The organism is Polyangiaceae bacterium, assembly GCA_016715885.1.
In the GTDB taxonomy this organism is placed as follows: Bacteria; Myxococcota_A; Polyangia; order Polyangiales; family Polyangiaceae; genus Polyangium.
Window position 1 is genome coordinate 198,483 of the sequence record JADJXL010000016.1, and the last position, 19,808, is coordinate 218,290.

Here is a 19,808-nt window from a genome sequence, read left to right on the forward strand (position 1 = left end):
ATGCGGCGCTTCGCGTCGTTCAGCCTCGTTGCAGTGCTCGTCGGCGTTACGTCCTGCTCCAAAGAACAGGGCGACGACTACACGTGCAAGTGTACGTTCCTCACGGACTTCGACGACGGCTCCTCCATCGACATCAACGTTTGCGCGCCGTCCATCGAACGTCTCGACGGTTTTGCTCGCGGATGCGCGCAAGCCGCAGCGCCTGCACCTGTCGAAGCGTGCACGTGCAAACTGGAACGAGCCAATGCTGGGTGCAGTGTCGGTGCGTGTCGTCTGCGCATTCACGAACCGTGAAATTCCTTTGCATCGGAAGTCGTCCCCGTCCGTTTATTGCGCGGTACAGTTACATGATGAAGCTCTGGAGCCTGCCGATCCTTGCCGCGTTTGCCTTCGCCTCGGCATCTGCCTTTGCGCAATCCGCACCCGCCAAGTCCAAGCCTCCCGCTTCGTCTGCCAAGTCTTCTGCCAAGGGCGTCGTCAACATCGTCTGCAATCCATCATGCGACGATGTCGTCATCGGCAATCGCTCCTTCGGCCCGTCACCGGTCGTTCGAGCCGAACTGCCCGCCGGCGCCTATGACGTCAAGCTGAAGCGCAAGAGCCAGGCCGACACGCGCAAACGACTCGTCGTCACGGCGGGCCAAGCCGCTTCGTTCAACTTCGCGCTCACGACGCAAGCACCGCCTCCCAAAGCACCTCCCGCCGACATGGCCGCACGCATTGCCGCGCGCAGACGAGCCATGGACGGATGGCTCAACGTCCAATGCGATCCCGGTTGTGACGATGTCGTCGTCGACGGCAAACGCTCGCTTGGTCGCAAACACACGAACGTCCCGCTTCCCCCGGGCGACCACGTCATCACCGGCAAGCGCAAGGGCGCACCCGACATGACGATCAAGGTGCGGGTTCTCGACGGACAAACCACAGCCGTGCGCCTCACGATGGGAGCGCCTTCCCCTGCTCAGGTCGACATCGCTGCAACGCGAGCCACGATCGAAAAGAAATTAGCCGCAGGGACGGCAACGAAAGACGACGTCAGACTGCTTCGAGCTATTTGCCATCAGCAAAACGACAAGGCGTGCGTCGCCAGGATGGACGCACGTTTGCGTCCCGCTCCTTCACGGTCGCGCTGAGCGACGATCCAAGTCATCGCGCATCGAGAAGTGCCTCGAGCTCCTGCACGCTCGTGACGGGCAACGAGCAAGTTCGAATCCGACAAACATACGCCGTCACGCGGCCCTCCACGGCAGGTTTGTCACTCCCAATCACCTTCACCGCATCGATCGTCGCGGGCTCTGTCGGATCCACCCACACGACGTTTCGGTGCGCCAAGTATCGACGGAAGACCGCGTTCACCATCGCTTGCGCCTCGGTGCTCGAACGTTCGCCCGCGACGACGACATCCACCGTCCCGCGAGCCAGCCGGTCGATCACCGCGACGCTTTTCCCAAGGCCCATCGGGTTGTCGATCGCCGACGGCGCAACCATCGCGACCTGCCTCAGCGCGTGCTCGGCATACCGATCGTCCACCATTTCACCGAGTCGTTGGCACAAGAGCGCAGCCATCGAGGCGCCCGAGGGTACGGCTTGATCGTAGACGTCCTTCGTTCGCGCAATCAGCGATTCGCCGTCGTCCGGCGCGAAGAAAAACCCTCCGTCGCTCGCATCCTCGAAGTGCGTGATCATCGCATCGGCAATCGTGCGAGCCACCGTGACGTATCGCGTTCGTCCCGTCGCTTCGTACAAGTCGAGCGCGGCGTTTCCCACATACGCGTGGTCATCGAGAAACCCACGACGCTCCATCGGCGCTTCGTTTTCGCCATGTATGTAGTAGCGACGAACGCGCCCATTCCGTACGACGCGACGCTCGAGCGCTTCGAATGCCTGCTCGGCTGCTTCGACCCACGACGCTTCGCCAAGCGCGCGGCCCGCTTCTGCAAGGGCACCGATGAGCAGCCCATTCCAGCTCGCGAGCATCTTGTCGTCGCGTGAAGGCTTTGGACGATTGGCTCGCGTCTCGAGCATTTTTTCTTTTGCGCGCGCGAGTGCTTGGCGAGCGGTATCAACGGGGAGATCGAGGATGGCTGCGGTCAGCTCAATCGATCGCACTTCGGAAAGCACCGTGGCCCCGGTGTTCTCGAAGTTGCCTTCGTCCGTGATACCGAAATACACGCGAGCCACATCGTAGGCTTCGCTGTCGGTTTGCATGGCCAAACGCAAGTCGGACGGTTTCCACACGAAAAACGCGCCTTCGCGCCCTTCCGAATCAGCGTCCTGCGTTGCGTAAAACGCGCCTGATTCGTCGCGCATTTCCGCAAATAGCCATCCCACGATGGACCGGGCCGTCTCCGCGAATCTCGCGTCGCCGAACACGCGAAAACCGTCCACGTAGAGGCGCAAAAGCAGCGCATTATCGTAAAGCATTTTCTCGAAATGCGGTACGAGCCACCGCGAATCCGTCGAATACCTGTGAAAACCACCGCGCAAATGATCCCAAATGCCGCCACGAAGCATACGCGAGAGCGCTAGCTGCACGCTCTCTTTGCTGACGCCATCTCCTTCCAAAACGCCGCGCAAAAGCAGCGCATCGAGCGCCATCGTGTTCGGAAACTTCGGCCGCACGCCAAACCCACCTTGAAGGGTGTCGATACGTGCCAAGAGCTTCCGACACGCTTTGCGAAGCAATTCCGGGCCGAGCGTTGCTTCCGCACGCGGCAGACTCAAAGCGCCTTCGATTTCCTTCGTTATGTCCGACGCTTGAGCAAATACCTCGTCACGCTTGCTCCGATATGCATTCGCCACGGCTTCCAAAATCGTTGGAAATCCAGGAACACCTTGGCGATCGGACGGTGGAAAATAAGTCCCCGCGAAAAACGGTTTCTGGTCGGGCGTTAAAAAGACCGTCAGGGGCCATCCGCCACTTCGGCCCATGAGCTGCACGACGAGCTGATAGATGTGATCGAGGTCCGGCCGCTCCTCGCGGTCGACTTTTACATTCACGAATAGCTCGTTCATGCGCCGCGCAATCGCCGCATTCTCGAACGACTCGCGCTCCATCACATGGCACCAGTGACACGCGGCGTAGCCAATCGACAAGAGGATCGGTTTGTCCTCCCGTTTCGCCCGCTCGAGCGCTTCAGGGCCCCATGGATACCAATCGACCGGATTTTGCGCGTGCTGCAGGAGATACGGCGATTTCTCCGCACCGAGCCGGTTTTGACTTCGAGCGCTCATGGTACACTCCTTATGCGAAATTGGACGCGACGGGAAGAACCGTTGCTGGAAAAAGTGCCGTCTTACGACGTTTCCCTACATCCGACCCAGCAAGAGTGCACAGTTGTGCCCGCCGAACCCAGCCGAACACTTCAGCGCCCACGAGCACGTGACGGATCGCTTCTCGCGCACGACATCGAGCGGTCCAAAGTCGGGATCGAGCTCGTCCGCATTGATTGACGGATGCAGCATTTGGTCTCGCAGCGAGCAAACTACCGCGATTGTCTCGACCGCTCCTGCGCCACCCAAAAGGTGCCCAATCATCGATTTCGTGGCCGACATGGGAATGTGGGCGAGACGCTGGCCAAAGACATTTCGTAGCGCAATGATTTCTGCTGCGTCACCTTGCGGCGTGGATGTCGCATGCGGGTTGATGTAATCCACGTCGTTCGCTTTCAGCCCAGCCCGTTCGATGGCCCGAACGATAGCGCGCCTCAGCCCATCGGCCTCGGGATGGGGCCTCGTCAAATGCGCCGCATCGGTTGTCATTCCAAACCCTTGCAACACCGCCAGCGGTTTCGCCCCACGCCGAAGCGCGTGCTCTTCTTCTTCGAGCACCACCACGCCGGCGCCTTCGCCCATGACAAACCCCTGCCGTCGTTTGTCGAAAGGCCGGCTCGCCCTCGTCGGATCCCCCTCGAATGCCTTCGCGAGCGCTCGTGCATTGCCGAACCCCGCGACGGTATCGAGGCGCGTTGCTGCTTCGGCGCCTCCGGCTACCATGACATCTGCTTCGCCGGCTTCGATCATCATGGCGGACGTCGCAATGGAATGCGTGCCCGTCGCACATGCACTGGCGATGTTGTAAGACGGGCCCATGAAACCATATCGAATCGAGACGACGGCCGCTCCGGCATTGGGCATCACGCCGGGAACGAAGTACGGAGACACGGCTCGTGGTCCGCGTTCGCGGCTTCGTTCGATTTGATGTTGGAAAATGTCCACGGATCCCATTCCCGTGGAAATCAAACAACCAATTCGATGCGGATCGGCGCGTCCGAGCGTATCGAGCCCCGCCATGGTTACGGCTTCAGCGGCTGCAGCGACGCTGAAATGGGTAACTCGGCCATGAATTTCCGCTTCTTTGGGGGACATGTACCGCGAGACGTCGAAATCGACGATGCTTGCTGCGATGTCGCTCCGTAGTTTGTCCGTTGGAAAATCGCGAATGAATGAAACGCCCGAACGGCCAACCAAGAGGCTATCCCAGAATGCGGAAACGTCATGACCCACCGGGGTCACGACGCCCATTCCCGTTACCACGACCCGTCGTCGCATCGCTCTCGAGGCCGCTTCTATTGGTCTTTCCGGAGCCGCTCGGCGACTCTGTCGCAAAGGTCGCCCACTGTCACGATCTCCACGAGATCTTCGTCCGGAATCAAGATGTCGAGCTCGGTTTCCAATTCTCCGACGATCTGCATCACGGACAGCGAATCGATTCCCAGCTCGCTGATTTTGGACTCGCGCGTCACGTGGGGCAAGGCGCGCTTGTCCACACGCAAAGCGACATCTTTGAACAGCTCGAGCAATTCCCGCTTTTCGTTCATGTCTCAGCCAATCCTATGAAGCTTCATTTGCACCAAGGAACTATAGTGAATGTCGAATGCGCGAACGCACGTCGACAAATATCTGTCGTAATCTGCGAATACCTTGTCGCCCCAGCGTTCGCGAATGGTTTTTTCATGGCTTCGCAGGCGCCGTAGCCATTCGGCCGTCGTGCGGCGATAATCTTCGCGCCGCGTGTGGAGCGTGTTGATTTCCCAATAGGGATTTACCGCGGCCACGAGCTCTTCGAGGCGCGGGTTCAGGCCATTGGGAAAAATTTCCCGCGACGAAAAGGAGAAATCCTCGAGGTCCTGTCGCGTATCCGCCGGAAGGCCTCCCCACGGGCGCATTTTGGGCGTCCGATTGCGCAAGATCGCTTGGAACCCAAAAGCGCTTCCTGGTTTCGTGATCTCCCAGCACTTCTTGAAATATGCTCGGTAAATGTCGACGGCTTTACCTTGGCGTGCTTCTTCGGGCGAACACAAATGGTCGATCATGCAAATTGAAATCAGTCCGTCGAACGTTTCGTCCGTTTCCCACTTCATGAAGTCGGCCGTGACGCATTCGACGCCGGGCACTCCACGCTGATTGACCTCGTCCGCCATCGCTCGAGACAACGTCACGCCGACCGCACGTTTTACATGACGCACGCGAGCGAGGTATTCCAAGCAAGCTCCCCAGCCGCAGCCGATATCGACCACCGACATTCCGGGGCCGGCTTTCGCAAAGTCCGAAAGAGTGCGAAGCTTGTTGATTTGCGCGGCTTCGAGCGATTCTTCCGGGGACTCGAAAACGGCGCACGTATAGTTCATGCGTTCGTCGAGCCAGAGCCGGAAGAATTCGTTTCCGACGTCGTAACTGACTTCCACGTCCGCTTGGCTCGATCCCATTCGTTAAGCTCCTTCGCCCTCTGCCTTGTCCTGGTCCGTGGAAAGCTCGAGTTGCCCGCGTGCGAGTCGCTCCTTCGTTTCGCGTCGACGAACCTTCCCGCTCGACGTCTTGGGCAACGTCCCCCGCTTGATCAGCACCACCTCCGTCAAAGACACGCCAAGCTCCGTGCGCACCGCTTGCACGACTTCATCCACGAGCTTTTGCCTCGCGTCTCCTACGCGCCTCGATTCTGCCACGAGCACCGCTTCTTCCGCGCCAGAAGACCCAATGCGCGAAAACGCCACACATTGACCATCGCGAACGCCGTCGATTTTCGACGCAATCCGTTCGATGTCTTGCGGATAGTGATTTTTACCATTCAAAATGATCAAGTCTTTGAGGCGCCCACAAATGAAAAGGTCCTCTCCCACTCGATATCCGACATCCCCGGTACAAAGCCATCCGTCACGAAACACTTCGGCGGTCGCGTCGGAATTGCCAAAATATCCCGCCGTTACGCTCGGCCCGCGCACGCGTATCTCGCCCACTTCGCGCTCGCTCAGGGGTTTTCCCTCGGGATCGGCAATGATGACCTCGTGATCTGCAAATGACCGGCCGCATGAAACCAATTCCACGGAGCACTCGGCGTGTTGTGCCGGCGTCGCACTCCCTTTCGCAATGGCATCGACATCCACGCGATCCGTGACGAGCGGCGTTCCCAAGTCATGAAAAGTAACCGCCAACGTCGCCTCGGCCATTCCGTAACAGGGCAAAATACTCTTTGGCGACAAACCATTTTTTTCAAAACGCGTCAAAAATGCCCGGAGCACCTCGGGCACGATGGGTTCGGCTCCGCAACCGAGCGCCCGAAGGCAAGACAAATCCCAAGCCGACGCCTGCGCTTCCGTGACCGCTCGCGTCACGAGAGCAAATGCAAAATTCGGAGCAAACGTAATCGTTCCTCGATGACGGTGCACTGCCTCCAGCCAAATCGACGGACGACGAATGAACGATGATGTCGGCAAAAACGTGACAGGTACGCGGGCGAATACTGGCGCCACGACGAACCCAATGAGCCCCATGTCATGATAAAGTGGCAACCACGTCACGCCCCGGTCCTCAGGCGTCGAACGAAGCCCCTCGAACATGATGGCATGAGCATTTGCCGTCAAATTGTCGTGCGTCACCATTACGCCCTTCGGCCGTGACGTCGACCCCGACGTGAATTGCAGCAGCGCCAAGTCCGAACCACGCACGTCCGGCAAACCCGCGTCGCTCAATGCATGTCCACGTATGTCTCGCTCGAACACGATTCGCGAGGCTGCCCCATCGCCGAGCAATTGACCTTCCACGAGCGGCCCCATCGTGTCGGTCGTGATGAGGCCCCGCGCCCCGGACGCTCGAAGCACGTGCCGCACCGTATCGCCATAGGCATCCATCTTTGCGAGCGTCGCCGGTGGATACATCGGTACGGCGACGAGCCCCGCGACGAGCGCTCCCACGAATGACAAGACAAACTCGTCAGGCTCGGGAAGTATCAACCCGACCCTATCCCCCGTCGTAAAACCAAGCTCTCGCAACGCTTGCGCGCGCGATGCCGCATCCGCCCAGAGCTCGGCATACGTCACTCGACGCTCTGCCCCATTGGTGCGCACGAAAGTCAGTGCCCGATCGGCATCGACAGCATTGGCACGAAGAACATCGATGAAAGTGCGCATGGCCCGTCGAAGGTCGGCTCCGCCACCCTCGTTCCATTGTCGAAGTGGCGCCGGTCCCGAGGCATAGGCGAATTTTAGGAAGGGTCAACCACAAAGCACCAAATGCCGTCACATTGAAAAGCCCGAACACACAATTCATCGACCGCCTGGAAACCGCTTACGCACTATGCTCGATCGATTGCGGCGTTTCGACGACACTCCATTGCAGTACCGCCCGTGACTGCGAGCGGCAATACGCATTGTCACTTCGTCGACCAGCGGAACGTGCCGGGCTGCGCCCACACCGTTTCCGGAATGGTCGCCGTCGCATCGAACCGACAACTCATCGGACGATACTCGAGCACGACGTTTTCGCGTCGCGAAGCGAGAACGTCCATCCGCAAACCCGGGATTGAAGCCGGGTCTCGAGCGCGCCGAAAAAGCCACGCTTGAGACGGGTCTCCGGCGATCACGGCCCCAATGCCCATCGGCGCAATGCCGAACGCATCCCATGCAGCAACACAAGGCGCGTCTTTCGTCCCATGTAGCACCACGCCCGAGGTGAGTAGCACCAGCGCTTCACCCAGTGCAGGTTTGTCCTTCTGAGCCTCCGTGACGAGCACCGGGTGACGATGCCCTGGAAACATCGGTTCACCGCCGGGAAACCCAGGTGCCCCGAGCCGCGGCGTTGCACGTCGCTCGTCCGCTTTGCATGGCCGAGGCATCGCAGGCAAGTCGTATGGAGTCGGCAATTCTTGCGGAGCACCAAGGCTGCCATCCGCACGAAATGGCAAGAACATCGCCGCTGCACGACCCGCCCGAGGCTCGCTCGTGATCGCCGCGACGCCCACCTCCGTGCCCCCTCGATACGTCCAATCGTGGCTGAGCAGGCGGAGCCGATCCTTTGACGTCAAAGGAGTGAGCGACGTCGCCGTCGTTTTCCACGAACCATCCGTAGCCGCATGAGCCAACACCATCGTCAGCGGTCCGAACGCATCTCCATCGAAGTCGTCCACCGTTCCGACCGCCATCGGCGTTCCATCCACGAGCGCCGTGTCGCTACGGAGGTTCGTCTTGCCGAACTTGAGCAACGCTTGCCAATCGGGATACGAGTGCGTCGATCGTTTGCCCTTCGCATCGAGTAAAAACATGCGTGCATCGCTGGAATCGCGCGAATGCGGACGCACGAAGATCGCGCCGGCTGCGACCGACAAAAGGCCCGTATCGAGAACGTGGCGCTCATCGTTCGACTTGACGTCGCCTTCGGTAAACTCGCCCGCATCGGGAATGGTCGTTCGTTTCGACGTACCGTCGACGAAGTTTTCCCAAGCTATCTCGACGTTGCGCATCGGCCCCGCTACGCGATCGCCTTCAGGCAAACGCACACGCGCCGCCGCGTATCCTTCGATCTGATACGTGACGTCGACCGCGTATTTCACTCCCTTCGGCGCCGGACCGAAGAGCGACCGTGTCGTCACGCGCGCTGGCCCGTTCCCTTTTTCAGGCAAGAGCGCCAGCGTCGTCGAAACGGCACTCGCTCCAGGATCGAACGAGAGCACCGACCAGAGAACTCGACCACGCGCGGTATCGGAAAGAGTGGGAAGAGCGAAGTTCGACCACACGTGGCCAATCTGCTTCCACGACGTCTTCGGATCGAGCGTGCACAAGATCGGCGTTCGCACGGCGTTGATCTTGTGCATCTCCGGCGCTTTGGGGGTGGTCACCGGCGGAGGATCGGACTGACCATCCCATCCAACCCGAGCGATCGTCGTTCCCACCAGGCATCCTGCGCTTGCACATGCGGCGGTCATCGGACCTGTGACGATCTCACGCACCACCGATCGCGTCACCGAAAGCTCGTTCCAATTCGATCCACCGTCGGCAGATTCCCATGCCGTGATCGCGTCTTCTCCGCTTGGTGTGCGATCTGAAGCCAATGCCAAAGCAATCACGCGCTGCCCGTAACCGCCCATGATGGCTTGATCCACCGGGGGGCGCGATACGCCTATGACGCGCCCGTCCTCGTCCGTGGTGAAGTAGGACAAACCTCGCGACGTCGTGAGCACCATGCCGAGCGTGCCGTCATCGCTCGGACGAAGCGTCGTCAAATCACTCGGATCGAGACTCTCTTCCGTAGGTTCCTCGTCGCTCGATTCATCGTATTCGTCATACGATTCCGTTGGCGCGCGACCCGCACGCGCATCGAGTGATCGTTCCGTGAACGTACGACCGCCATCGTGTGACACGAACAGCGCCAGTCGTTCGTCTTTGGCTCGACGCGCAAGGAAATACGCCGACCGTCCATCCACCGAGAACGCTGGCGAGATGGGCAAACCCATGAGGGGCGGTGCTGCCGCGAGCGTCGTCGTGATGGCGCCTTTGTCCGTTCGAATCAGCACAGGCGGAGAGCCCGAACAACCCGACTGGCCCGTGCGTGCTTTGCAAATGCCCGTTACGAGCGCAGTGCCGTCGTTCGCAACGGCGACGCCCAAAAGCTCACCATCGCCCGCAGCAAAGCGTGCTGGCTCGCCAAACTTCCTGCCGCCATCGCTGCTCATGCGCACGATGCCGACGTAGTTGCCGTCGTCGTCCGTCTTGATGCATACGGTCGTGACAAACCGACCTCGTGCGCCCACACGCATGCCAGCGCACTCGCTGGTGTCGGGCAAGGACGTCGTCGCAAGCGGGCCCTCGAACGAGCCCGAAGCAAGACTCCAGTTGCCGTTTTCCTCGTCGAGCAGCACGGCCTCCACGTAGCGATCGCCATCGAGCGTCGCGCGACCTTCCACCACGGCAGTTGCGGTCGGCACGACCGCTGCGTCCAGCTCGAGCACCGATCCGCGTGGACTGATTGGCTCGCTTGTCTGTGCGAGCGGCGGTGAAGCACTTGGTTCCCAAACGATCGTGCCCGTCACACCTTGCACGCCGAGTGCGCCTTTGGGCGTGCGCCCCACGCGACGCGCGCCGATCGTTCCGATGTTGGGCGCCTCCACGAACTTCTGTCCGTCGCTGCTCGTGAAGAATTTTTCCGGGAGCGCAAGGCCAAGCGCTCGCCCGTCATCGGCCACTGCGACATCGTAGATACGCGCTGCGGGCACGTTCACCGGTTGCCACGTAGATGTGTCGTCCAAGCGGAAGAGCTCACCCGCGGGCGTCACGGCAAGCACGGTTTTTCCACTTCCGACGACTCGCGTGAAGGTCGTTGGAGCACCAATGACTCGACGGAAGGACTCCATCGGTCCTTCTGTTTCATACAAATTGCCCCGTTCTCCGACGAACATCCAAGACGAGCCGGCTCGCTCGACCATCCCCACGAGCGGCTCGGGCGCGACATCAGCGGCAGCGGTCATCTGCCCACTGCACGTCACGCCACCGCTCGGCGAACGCACACTCTTCGTCGTGCGAATCCGCAGTCCTTCGTCGGTCGTCAGCAAGCACGATCCGTCCGGCAGAGCGATCGCGGACGTGGCTGCCGCTGGCGCCTGCGGATGGAACGACCATCGAGCGGGAGACGTGAAAGTCGTCGGTGGTGCTTCGAATTGTGGAGTTGGCGGAGGCTTGGGACGTTCCGGTGGGGGAGGTTCAGACGCACCGCACCCTGCAGTAAGCAGCACAGGACAAACCCATGCACCTGTGCGCAAGCTGCGGTGTTTTACGCTCAATCGACCCACCTTGCGACGAACAGGTTCGTTTCACCAGGAGTAGAACCGAAACGGTTCGAGGCAAAGACGAGGTACTTGCCGTCTGGCGAGAACATCGGAAACCCGTCGAATCCATCGTAAAACGTGATTCGTTCTGGCGGAGGTGCGACGCCGGTCTGCTGGGTTTGTCCTTCTGAATCGACCACGTAAAGCTCGAAGTTCGGCGCGCCCCGATGCCCCGGCGGCGAGTCCATGTTGGACGAGAAGATCACGCGTCGCGAATCGGGCAAGAAGTACGGACCAAAGTTCGCCCGATCGTTGTTCGTGATGGCCCGAGCGTTCTGACCTTCGACGCCAGCGACGAAGATTTCGAGTTTCGTTGGACGAACGAGGCCCTTTGCAAGCAGCTCGCGGAAGTCTTCCAGATCCTTGCCTTCCGGACGGCTCGCGCGCCATACGAGCTTGGTGCTGTCTGGCGAGAAAAACGCTCCGCCGTCGTAGCCCGGAGTGTTCGTGATGCGCCGGACGTCGGTGCCGTCCGGCTTCATCGTGTACAACTCGAGGTCCCCATCGCGGCTGCTCGTGAACACGATCCGCGATCCATCGAAAGCCATCGTTGCTTCCGCGTCGTAGCCGGAGCCGCCCATCAGCAAGCGTTTGTCCGAGCCGTCGGGGCTCGCTACGTAGATGTCGTGCGGCTCGAGCGGCCAGACGTATCCGAGCGATCGATCAGGCTTCGGCGGGCACGCGTCGCCTGCAGCCTCGGTCGAGCTGTACAGGATCTTGTCGCCTTTCGGGTAGAAGAAGTAGCCGCACGTCGTGCGTCCTTTGCCGCTCGAAACGCGCTTGGCCTCGCCCGTTTCGAGGTCCAAGACAAACTGTTGATCGCACTGAGCTCCGTCTCGCGTCGACTGGAGAATGAGCTTCCTGCCGTCGGGTGACCAGTATGCTTCGGCGTTTTCCCCGCCGAACGTCAGTTGTCGGACTTCGGTCAAGTGGCGCTCTTTGGGATCGGCTTCGACGGGTTTGCCCGCACGAACCGTGAACGGAATCCACTCGGGTTTGGCGGTGGTGGTTGCGCTCGGAATGAGGCCCAGCGGCTCTTTGGGTTTTGGTTCGGAGCCACAAGCGACGAGAGCGGCCAGGGAGGCGAGAAAGATGCAGGTTCGAATGTTCACGACGGGGGGACTTTAGCGTGGAATGAGCGGAGGCGACACCGGGGCTTGTCGAGTGGGCGCCCGAGCTAGGCGCCGAAGGATTGCGCGAGTCGAGACTCCTTTGAAGGGGAGCGGATTTGGGCGACGTCGTTTTGCATGACGAACGAGGTCGCGTCGTGCGGCTGTCGAAAATTTCGGTTCAGCTACGCGATGAAAGGGCGGTGTCTTCTTGCGTTCGCCTGCAGGTTTGTCGCAGACTGCGTGCTCTGACATCCCGCCCACGGACCCTATCCCTGCATGAGCAAGCTTCGTCCAAGCACAGAAGCGCAACTCTTCGAGCGCATCGCTGCAATCCTCGATCATGCGCGGTCACGCATCGCGCGTTCCGTCAACACTGCGATGGTTCGCGCCTATTGGCTCATCGGTTGCGAAATCGTCGAGGTTGAGCAGCAAGGAACCGAGAGAGCGATCTACGGCGAGCGTCTCCTCGAGCGTCTTGCCCGTCGTCTCACGAAGCGTTTCGGCCGCGGCATCGGCGTCGCGACGCTACGTCGAGCACGCGCCTTCTACCAGACGTTCCCCAACGGTTCTGCGATCTCCGCGGATCCAAGCCGATCGCAGATTCGATCAACAGCGTTGATCGAATCGGGGACAGAAGGGGGGAAGATTCGATCAACACCGTTGATCGAATCGGGCAGCGATGTCGGTTCTCAGCCAACCGTGAAAAAGATTCGATCAACAGCGTTGATCGAATCCGGCAGCGCTGTCTCCACCAAGGTACGCCGCAAGAAGAAGACGAAGAAGATTCGATCAACAGCGTTGATCGAATCTTCGAAGCGCGTGAAGGCGCTGTTTCCACCCATTCTTGGGTGGTCGCACTACCTTGTTCTACTGCGCGTTCAAGACTCGTTGGCGCGTTCCTTCTACGAGATCGAAGCGGCACGCGAGAGTTGGTCCGTGCGCGAGCTGGAGCGCCAGATTGCGGCGATGTTGTTCGAGCGCCTCTGCGCCAACAGGAACCCGGAGCAGGTACGTGCCCTTGCGCAGCGTGGGCAAGAAGTTGTTGTTCCAAGTGATGTGCTCAAGGATCCGTTTTTCCTCGAGTTTGTCGACTTGCGAGATATGCCGACCCTGCACGAGCATGACCTGGAGCATGCGCTCATTGCACGGCTGCAGGACTTTCTGCTCGAGATGGGCAAAGGCTTTTGCTTCGTCGCTCGCCAGAAGCGCATCACGCTGGACGGCGATCACTTTTATGTGGATCTGGTTTTGTACAATCGGCTGTTGCGTTGCTTCGTTCTGCTCGATTTGAAGATGGGCAAACTCACCCATCAAGACCTTGGGCAGATGCAAATGTATGTAAATTTTTTCGATCGACTTCAGCGCGAACCGCACGAGGAGAAAACCATTGGGATCGTCTTGTGTTCGGACAAGAACGACGCAATGGTAAAAATTACGCTTCCCGCAGACAACGAACAGGTCGTTGCTGCGCGTTATCAAACCTACTTGCCGACCGAAGACGAGCTCCGGGCCGAGCTCACACGCGAGCGCGAAGAAGCCGAACGGGCGCTACGGCTTGCTACCGACATCGATCCCGCTGAAACGTGAATATCACGATTTCCCGATCCCTCGTTCCTCTTGCATTCGCCCCTTCGTTCGTCGCACCATCCGCCCCATGATGCAACCTTTCGAGATCCCCGAAGACCTCAACATGGCCGATTGGTTTCTCCGCGCCCGATTGCGTGAAGGCCAGGGCGATCGTGTTGCCATCATCGCCGGCGATCGCCGCATCACGTACGCCGAAGTCGACCGCCTTGCTGCCAAGTTCGGCAATGTCCTGCGTGGTCTCGGCGTCGTCCCCGAACAACGTGTCATCATTGCGCTGCCCGATATTCCTGAATTTGCCGGTGCATTCTTTGGAGTTCTCGCCATGGGCGCCGTCGTCGTCATGGTCAACAGTCACCTGAAGCCCGACGAAATTGCCTACTTTTACGAATACACCCGTGCCGCCGTCGTCATCGTGCACCAAGACCAACTCGCCACCTTCGCCGAAGCTGCGCGCGGCGCTCGCCACCTCGAACGTATTCTCGTCGTCGGTGCGTCCGGGCAAACCGAGCACGCATCGTTCGAAGCTCTTGCGGCAAGTGTTCCCGACTCCTTCGACCTTTTTCCCAGTCACCGCGACGATGCTGCCATTTGGCTCTTTTCCGGTGGCACCACGGGGCGCCCCAAAGCGGTTGTCCAGACGCATGCTTCGTTCGTCAATACCACCGAGCTATTCGCCAAACGCGTGCTTGGATATGGCCCCGAGGACTGTACCCTGTCCGTTCCCAAGCTTTATTTCGGGTATGCAACCGGATGCAATCTGCTTTTCCCATTCTCCGTGGGAGCAAGCGCCGTCCTTTTTCCCGAACGGTGCACGGCCGACGCTCTGTTCGCACAAATTCGAAAACACCGACCCACCATTTTGATCAACGTTCCTACGATGATCAACAACCTCGTCTCCCATCCCGATGCTGCGGCGCAGGACCTTTCGTGCTTGCGTGTGTCCACATCGGCGGGCGAAGCGCTTCCTGTCGAGCTCTACGATCGCTGGAAGAAGGCGTTTGGCGTCGAGCTTTGCGATGGGCTCGGCACCGCGGAACAGTGGCACATCTTTTTGACGAACCGCCCCGGCGACGTTCGTCCTGGCACGCTTGGCAAAGTCGTGGACGGATTCGAAGTGCGCATTTGCGATGACGATGGCCGCGAAGTGCCCGACGGCGAAGTCGGCTGGCTCTGGGTCCGCGGTGGATCACGTGCCATCTGTTATTGGCACGAAATGGAAAAGACGCAGCGCGCATTCCGCGGCGAATGGTACGTCTCCGGCGACATGCTTCGCAAAGATGCCGATGGATACTACATTTATTGCGGCCGAGGCGACGACATGCTCAAAGTCGGCGGCAAGTGGCTCGCTCCTGCCGAAGTGGAAAATTGCCTCCTGAAACACCCCGCCGTGCAAGAATGCGCAGTCGTTGGAGTTTCGGACGAAAATGGTCTCGTAAAGCCTCACGCATTCGTGCTCACGCGCGAAACGAACGAGGGCCTCGGCGAGGAGCTCAAGGCATTCGTTCGAGAAAAACTCGAACCGTACAAGGCCCCGCGAGAAGTATTTTTGGTCGATTCGCTACCGCGGACGCACCTTGGTAAAATCGACCGCGGCAAACTCCGTCGGGGTTGAGCTTGCTCAAGGTTTTACCTCGAGCGCGTGCACGGCGCCATCGAAGAACTTCATCAGCGTGCATTCCGCGCCCGAGTGAAGCTCGAGATTCATCGACTTGATGTGGCGGATTTTCCACGTCCCCACCTGTCCCGTCATGCCGCTGGGAATTTTCGTGCTCCCCGCTGCCAATGACGCAGTCAACGTGTAAAGCGTTCTCCGATCGGGTGCATCACACATTTTCTTTTCTTCGTGAGCGCATTCGACTTCGATGGACAAATTGGGCCCACCACCGGGAATCGCTGGCAATGCTTGTGGCACTTCCGCATTCGCATATCGCAATACCACCGCTTGACCTTTGGCACCCGCAACTCGATATGCTTGCAGCCCCGCATCCATCGTGACCGTCACCATGTCTCCCGCTGTAAACACCTCATTCAAATCCGGGCCCACCCATCCAAGGCGCGAATCCACCGCGGCGCCGTCGAACGTCATGCTCAACCATCCAAGCTCGACCGCGACAATCGTAGCCGGCGCACCGCTATTCAATTCTGGTTTCGGATCCGGCAATGCTTTCTCGAATCCGAACCACGGCCAGCCTTCCAGCGCGACCATTCCCTGCTCGGCCGAACACGCAGGTATCGTCATTCCACCGCCGGCGCCTCCGCCGCCTCCACTGCCAGCAGAACCAGCGCTCCCTGCGGTCCCGCCATCGCCACCACCACCGCCACCGCCAGCTCCCGTACTTTGCGCAGGACTTGAATAATCACACGCGGTGACAGTTGCACAAAGCAGCAGCGCCGCAATGGGCGCTGCTAGCTCGATATCATGTCGTTTCCTCATCCCATGAGCAGCTCACGTGCTCGTACGGGAGTCAATCCCCAAAGGCACTACTGCTTCGTCTTCGTCTTTGGTCGCTGAGACAAGGTCACTGCGCCGATTGCGATGGTCGACAAGATCACCAGCGCTCCGAGCACCACGAGCAGCAGAACACTCGGCTTGCGCGCCGTTTCCTTCGACTCGGCGGGCTTTTCGGCAGAATCATCGGCCGGTTCCTTGGCAGAATCATCGGCCGGTTTCTGTGTCGGTCGCGGCGCTTTTTGCGGCGCCTGAGGTGCAGTGTTGGTTTCGGCCGCGGGCATATCGAGCTTTTTCAGCATCGTGTCCACAGCCGCCGTCAACGCTCCGTTGGCATCACCTTTGTCGAGTTGTGGCGCCATCTGTTCAAAAATCATCTGCGCCACGAATTGGTCCGATATTCGACTTTCGAGCCCAGGGGCAACCTCGACATCGATTGCGCGATCCTGTGTCAGAATGAACATCACGATGCCGTTTCCGAAAGCTTTTTGCTGCGCTTTCCAGGCATTCACGGCGTTCTGCGCCCATGTTTCGAGCGCTGCGTCGCCAGCGGTCGTTCCGATCCAAATGGCGACCTTCATTCCAGAGGTTTTTTCATATTGTTCCAGGCGCTTGTCCAATGCTTGTTGAGTTTCCGTGGACAAGAACCCCACCGTGTCGGTGACCCATCGCGACGGTGTGGGTGGAATGGGTGCTTCTTCTGCGCGAACGATCGAGCAGAAAAAGAGAAACGCGGCAGCGATGAAAATCGTCAGGGTTCGTAGCATAGGCACCGACCAAGCCCATGCAAGCGTCGTGCTGAGAATGCTTGACCCATTACGTCGACATCGGATGCGATGTGAATTTTAGGGTTTATTTCGCCTTCTTCGTATAGCGATGGCGGCGATCAATGCCAAAAGGCCTGATCGAGCGCTCCCGCCGTCTCCTTGCCCGACCATTCGACAATGACAATTGTCATCGTTACCCAATGAGCCGCCTCCGGCGCCGCTCGCCGAATCTTGCCCACCGGTCCCGCCTGCACCACCCGTGCTCGAACTTCCCGAGCTGCTCGAGCTTACGCCAGCGCCTCCCATTCCGCCGCCACCCGCGCCGCCGCTCCCGCAATTGGCAATGGGCTCGTAAACGCAGCCCACTTGAGGATCACAACGATCCGTGGTGCAAGGGTCGCCGTCCAAACACGGTTTCGTTTTTCCCGTGCAAGCGCCATAAGCACACGAGTCGTTCAACGTGCAGATGTTCCCATCGTCGCAACTTTCGGCATTTGCTTGATGCACACAACCGAGTGTTGCGTCGCAGCTATCATTCGTGCACCCATTGCCATCGTCACAACTGACTGCCGTGCCGCCTCCACACGCTCCGCCCGAACACGTTTCGCCCGCGGTGCATTCGTCGTTATCGTCGCATGGAGTTCCGTCCACAGTTCCGGCGTCTTTGCAGATGTCGTTTAGAACCAACGTTGCACGAGTCATTTCAATCGGAGCGGCTCCAGGAACGTCCTTGTTGTGCTCCCATAGCTGCCAAATCGTGTCGCCCCATGCTGCAAGCTGCAAGAAGAACGGATCCGATTGCGCGATGTATGCCTTCATCTCGCCCGACGGCGTGGGGCTCAAAAGTGACGTGGCCGTTCCATTGATTTGATCACGCAAGAACTCCACGTATTCCCGGCTCGTCGTTTGATAATAGACCCGCACATCGATGCGGCTCGCGCCCGCTGGCAGCGTCAAGCTCACCTGATCGTACCCACCCGTATATTCGTCGGCCGTGAAGTGATTGGGATCCGGTGTTCCAAGCCAAACGGGGTCGACGATTCGCTTGCTTGCCTCGGCAATTCGAAAACCTTTCGGTGGCACGCGGTTGTCCTTGGCTCGCTCGGTCCCCAGAATGAAATGGAACGATTTGGTTTGTCCCGTCAGCGAGCTCGCCATTTTTACTTCGTACACCAACGAGTCATCGTGTTGCTCTGCTGCACCGAGCGGCGGACTCGAAGGCGCATCGACCGGATCGAGCCCTCGCAAAGTGCCCGCATTCGAATCGTAAGGATTGACCTCGTGCGTGAGCTGAGTTCCGCTATGAAGGCGAATGTTCACGAACATCCGGCGTCCTTCCGGATATCCGCTGATGAGCTTGTGGCCGGTGTTGTTGCGCAATTTGAACGATGTTGCGCCACTTGCCGGATCGTAGGCCAAATCGAGGATCGATGCGGCGCGTTTCAAAGTCCAAACGGCTCGATTCGACGCTGCGAGCAGCGCTGCTGGGTCGAGCGGTAATCCTTCGTCGAGCGTCAATGTCAGTTTTGCCGACCCTTGGCCGAGCAGCATCGCGTTTGTCGCATCGTAATTCGGACTCGTCGGTTGGGTGCTCGCGAGCAGCCACGGAACCAATGCATTGCCACCTGTCAAATCGTGTATCGGCTGCCCGCTCGATGGATGCTCGGTGCTTTCTTGCGGTCGCACGACCGCGCCCACGATCGACGCTCCCGGGCCCACACCATCGGGCATGTGACAATCTTGGCACGATGCAATCGCATTGCCTGGTTGTCCCGTCGTCAGCTTGTCCGGCGCATAAGGCCCCACGCCGGGGGAACCCCCAGGCAAACCATAATCGCTCAGCATGAATTCCGAAAATGTTCGTTCGGCATGAAAGTATTCTGCAGCCGATTTTTGTTCGGTGGGCAATACCGTGCTGCCGTCGTCTGGCATCGTTGCTGCGAACGCTTGATTTGCCAGCGCCGGATTCGATACGTCGTGGCACGTCGAGCAATAATATTTGCTTTTGTGATATCGGCTGTAGAGCATCGGGTGAAACCCTTGCGCATCCGCAAACGATGCGCGCCGATCTTGCTTGTTGCTGATGAAATATTGCCCCGACGCGTTTTCGGTGTATCCAGTTTGTACCGGGCGATGATCGGCTCCGTAAAACTTGTTTCCATTGAACAACGTCTGCATGTTCGATTGCAAAACGTCCGCCTGGTACGTGGTTTCCGCGGCTGCGTTCGATGGCGTGAAGCTGGCGTTCGTTTCGTCCCAATATCCAGACCAATCACTGCCCTCGCGAATTCCATCGTACGTGTCTTGGAAAAATGGGTCGACCATGCGATGGCAGAAGTCGCATTGCACACCGTCGAAATCCGAGCCGCTCATGGCCTGACCGCTCGTGGGATCACTGCGTAATTCGAGCCACCCCTTGGGCATGTGACATCGCAGGCAAATGTCCGTTCCATTGGGATTTCCGAGTGCCCAGATCGAATCTTGCGCGGCTACCGTCAGCGCGGCCCAGAAAAACGGGTCACGCGCCGCTTGCGCCATCATCGTCCCTCGCCAGGTAAAACCTGCTTCGATTTCCGGCGCATATCCTCCGTGACACCCGAGGCAGCTCGATGCGCTTTCGAGCGTCAGATCGGGTCGGGGCTGCGTACCGGGCATCCGCACGAGTGGATCGTATTGCACGATTTTCGGCTCCCAGGCGAATGCCACGACGGGCGCCGCTACGAGTGCAAGTGCAAGGAGGGCAGGGGAGGAGCGAAGGCGAGAAGTCATGCCACGATTCTAAGACAGAACCGTAGCCACGG

14 protein-coding genes and 1 pseudogene are annotated in these 19,808 nt (G+C 59.4%); 5 read left to right on the forward strand and 10 right to left on the reverse strand.

The features are described from left to right. Both IPM54_18340 and IPM54_18345 read left to right on the forward strand, forming a co-directional pair. A complete protein-coding gene (locus IPM54_18340) occupies positions 1-294 on the forward strand; it encodes a hypothetical protein (GenBank protein MBK9261747.1) in 294 nt (97 codons plus the stop codon). 53 nt (positions 295-347) lie between these two features. Then, entirely contained in the window at positions 348-1,133 is a 786-nt protein-coding gene (locus tag IPM54_18345) for a PEGA domain-containing protein (protein MBK9261748.1), read from the forward strand. Between the two features lie 13 nt (positions 1,134-1,146). On the opposite strand, the gene IPM54_18350 is transcribed toward IPM54_18345, so the two are convergent. The 7 genes from IPM54_18350 to IPM54_18380 form a co-directional block, all read right to left on the reverse strand. After that, complete coding sequence (locus IPM54_18350) at positions 1,147-3,234, reverse strand: thioredoxin domain-containing protein (GenBank protein ID MBK9261749.1); 2,088 nt, start codon at positions 3,232-3,234, stop codon at positions 1,147-1,149. A 75-nt stretch (positions 3,235-3,309) separates the two neighbouring features. After that, positions 3,310-4,551 carry a beta-ketoacyl-[acyl-carrier-protein] synthase family protein gene (locus IPM54_18355; GenBank protein ID MBK9261750.1) on the reverse strand — a complete coding sequence of 414 codons (1,242 nt, stop codon included), beginning with the start codon at positions 4,549-4,551 and terminating at the stop codon, positions 3,310-3,312. A 17-nt stretch (positions 4,552-4,568) separates the two neighbouring features. Beyond that, the gene (locus IPM54_18360; GenBank protein ID MBK9261751.1) at positions 4,569-4,820 is read right to left on the reverse strand and encodes an acyl carrier protein; all 252 of its coding nucleotides are present in this window, start codon (positions 4,818-4,820) and stop codon (positions 4,569-4,571) included. Positions 4,821-4,823: 3 nt separating this feature from the next. Then, the gene (locus IPM54_18365) at positions 4,824-5,708 is read right to left on the reverse strand and encodes a class I SAM-dependent methyltransferase (GenBank protein ID MBK9261752.1); all 885 of its coding nucleotides are present in this window, start codon (positions 5,706-5,708) and stop codon (positions 4,824-4,826) included. 3 nt (positions 5,709-5,711) lie between these two features. Further along, positions 5,712-7,406, reverse strand: coding sequence for a fatty acyl-AMP ligase (locus IPM54_18370; protein ID MBK9261753.1), 1,695 nt, complete (start codon positions 7,404-7,406; stop codon positions 5,712-5,714). A gap of 242 nt (positions 7,407-7,648) precedes the next feature. Next, positions 7,649-11,047: a hypothetical protein gene (locus IPM54_18375; GenBank protein ID MBK9261754.1), complete on the reverse strand. Its 3,399-nt coding sequence runs from the start codon at positions 11,045-11,047 to the stop codon at positions 7,649-7,651. Beyond that, a complete protein-coding gene (locus IPM54_18380) occupies positions 11,044-12,204 on the reverse strand; it encodes a PD40 domain-containing protein (protein MBK9261755.1) in 1,161 nt (386 codons plus the stop codon). The genes IPM54_18375 and IPM54_18380 overlap by 4 nt, the downstream gene beginning before the upstream one ends. 321 nt (positions 12,205-12,525) lie before the next feature. Here IPM54_18380 and IPM54_18385 point away from each other — a divergent pair. From IPM54_18385 to IPM54_18395, 3 genes and pseudogenes are all read left to right on the forward strand, one after another. Continuing rightward, positions 12,526-12,714: pseudogene (locus tag IPM54_18385) on the forward strand (DUF1016 domain-containing protein). Then, the gene (locus IPM54_18390; GenBank protein ID MBK9261756.1) at positions 12,715-13,791 is read left to right on the forward strand and encodes a DUF1016 family protein; all 1,077 of its coding nucleotides are present in this window, start codon (positions 12,715-12,717) and stop codon (positions 13,789-13,791) included. Between the two features lie 67 nt (positions 13,792-13,858). Next, entirely contained in the window at positions 13,859-15,403 is a 1,545-nt protein-coding gene (locus IPM54_18395) for a benzoate-CoA ligase family protein (GenBank protein ID MBK9261757.1), read from the forward strand. A gap of 6 nt (positions 15,404-15,409) precedes the next feature. Here IPM54_18395 and IPM54_18400 read toward each other — a convergent pair whose 3' ends face one another. From IPM54_18400 to IPM54_18410, 3 genes are all read right to left on the reverse strand, one after another. Next, the gene (locus IPM54_18400; GenBank protein ID MBK9261758.1) at positions 15,410-16,225 is read right to left on the reverse strand and encodes a hypothetical protein; all 816 of its coding nucleotides are present in this window, start codon (positions 16,223-16,225) and stop codon (positions 15,410-15,412) included. A 47-nt stretch (positions 16,226-16,272) separates the two neighbouring features. Then, entirely contained in the window at positions 16,273-17,007 is a 735-nt protein-coding gene (locus tag IPM54_18405) for a TPM domain-containing protein (GenBank protein MBK9261759.1), read from the reverse strand. A gap of 78 nt (positions 17,008-17,085) precedes the next feature. Then, complete coding sequence (locus IPM54_18410; GenBank protein ID MBK9261760.1) at positions 17,086-19,776, reverse strand: hypothetical protein; 2,691 nt, start codon at positions 19,774-19,776, stop codon at positions 17,086-17,088. Between the last annotated feature and the right edge of the window lie 32 nt (positions 19,777-19,808).

What these genes read in the sequence shown, in the direction of transcription:
- IPM54_18370 (MBK9261753.1), bottom strand. Translation starts at nt 7,406, where the DNA reads ATGCGCACTTTCATCGATGTTCTTCGTGCCAATGCTGTCGATGCCGAT.
- IPM54_18400 (MBK9261758.1), bottom strand. Translation starts at nt 16,225, where the DNA reads ATGAGGAAACGACATGATATCGAGCTAGCAGCGCCCATTGCGGCGCTG.
- IPM54_18365 (MBK9261752.1), bottom strand. Translation starts at nt 5,708, where the DNA reads ATGGGATCGAGCCAAGCGGACGTGGAAGTCAGTTACGACGTCGGAAAC.
- IPM54_18355 (MBK9261750.1), bottom strand. Translation starts at nt 4,551, where the DNA reads ATGCGACGACGGGTCGTGGTAACGGGAATGGGCGTCGTGACCCCGGTG.
- IPM54_18340 (MBK9261747.1), top strand. Translation starts at nt 1, where the DNA reads ATGCGGCGCTTCGCGTCGTTCAGCCTCGTTGCAGTGCTCGTCGGCGTT.
- IPM54_18395 (MBK9261757.1), top strand. Translation starts at nt 13,859, where the DNA reads ATGATGCAACCTTTCGAGATCCCCGAAGACCTCAACATGGCCGATTGG.
- IPM54_18350 (MBK9261749.1), bottom strand. Translation starts at nt 3,234, where the DNA reads ATGAGCGCTCGAAGTCAAAACCGGCTCGGTGCGGAGAAATCGCCGTAT.
- IPM54_18405 (MBK9261759.1), bottom strand. Translation starts at nt 17,007, where the DNA reads ATGCTACGAACCCTGACGATTTTCATCGCTGCCGCGTTTCTCTTTTTC.
- IPM54_18345 (MBK9261748.1), top strand. Translation starts at nt 348, where the DNA reads ATGATGAAGCTCTGGAGCCTGCCGATCCTTGCCGCGTTTGCCTTCGCC.
- IPM54_18360 (MBK9261751.1), bottom strand. Translation starts at nt 4,820, where the DNA reads ATGAACGAAAAGCGGGAATTGCTCGAGCTGTTCAAAGATGTCGCTTTG.
- IPM54_18410 (MBK9261760.1), bottom strand. Translation starts at nt 19,776, where the DNA reads ATGACTTCTCGCCTTCGCTCCTCCCCTGCCCTCCTTGCACTTGCACTC.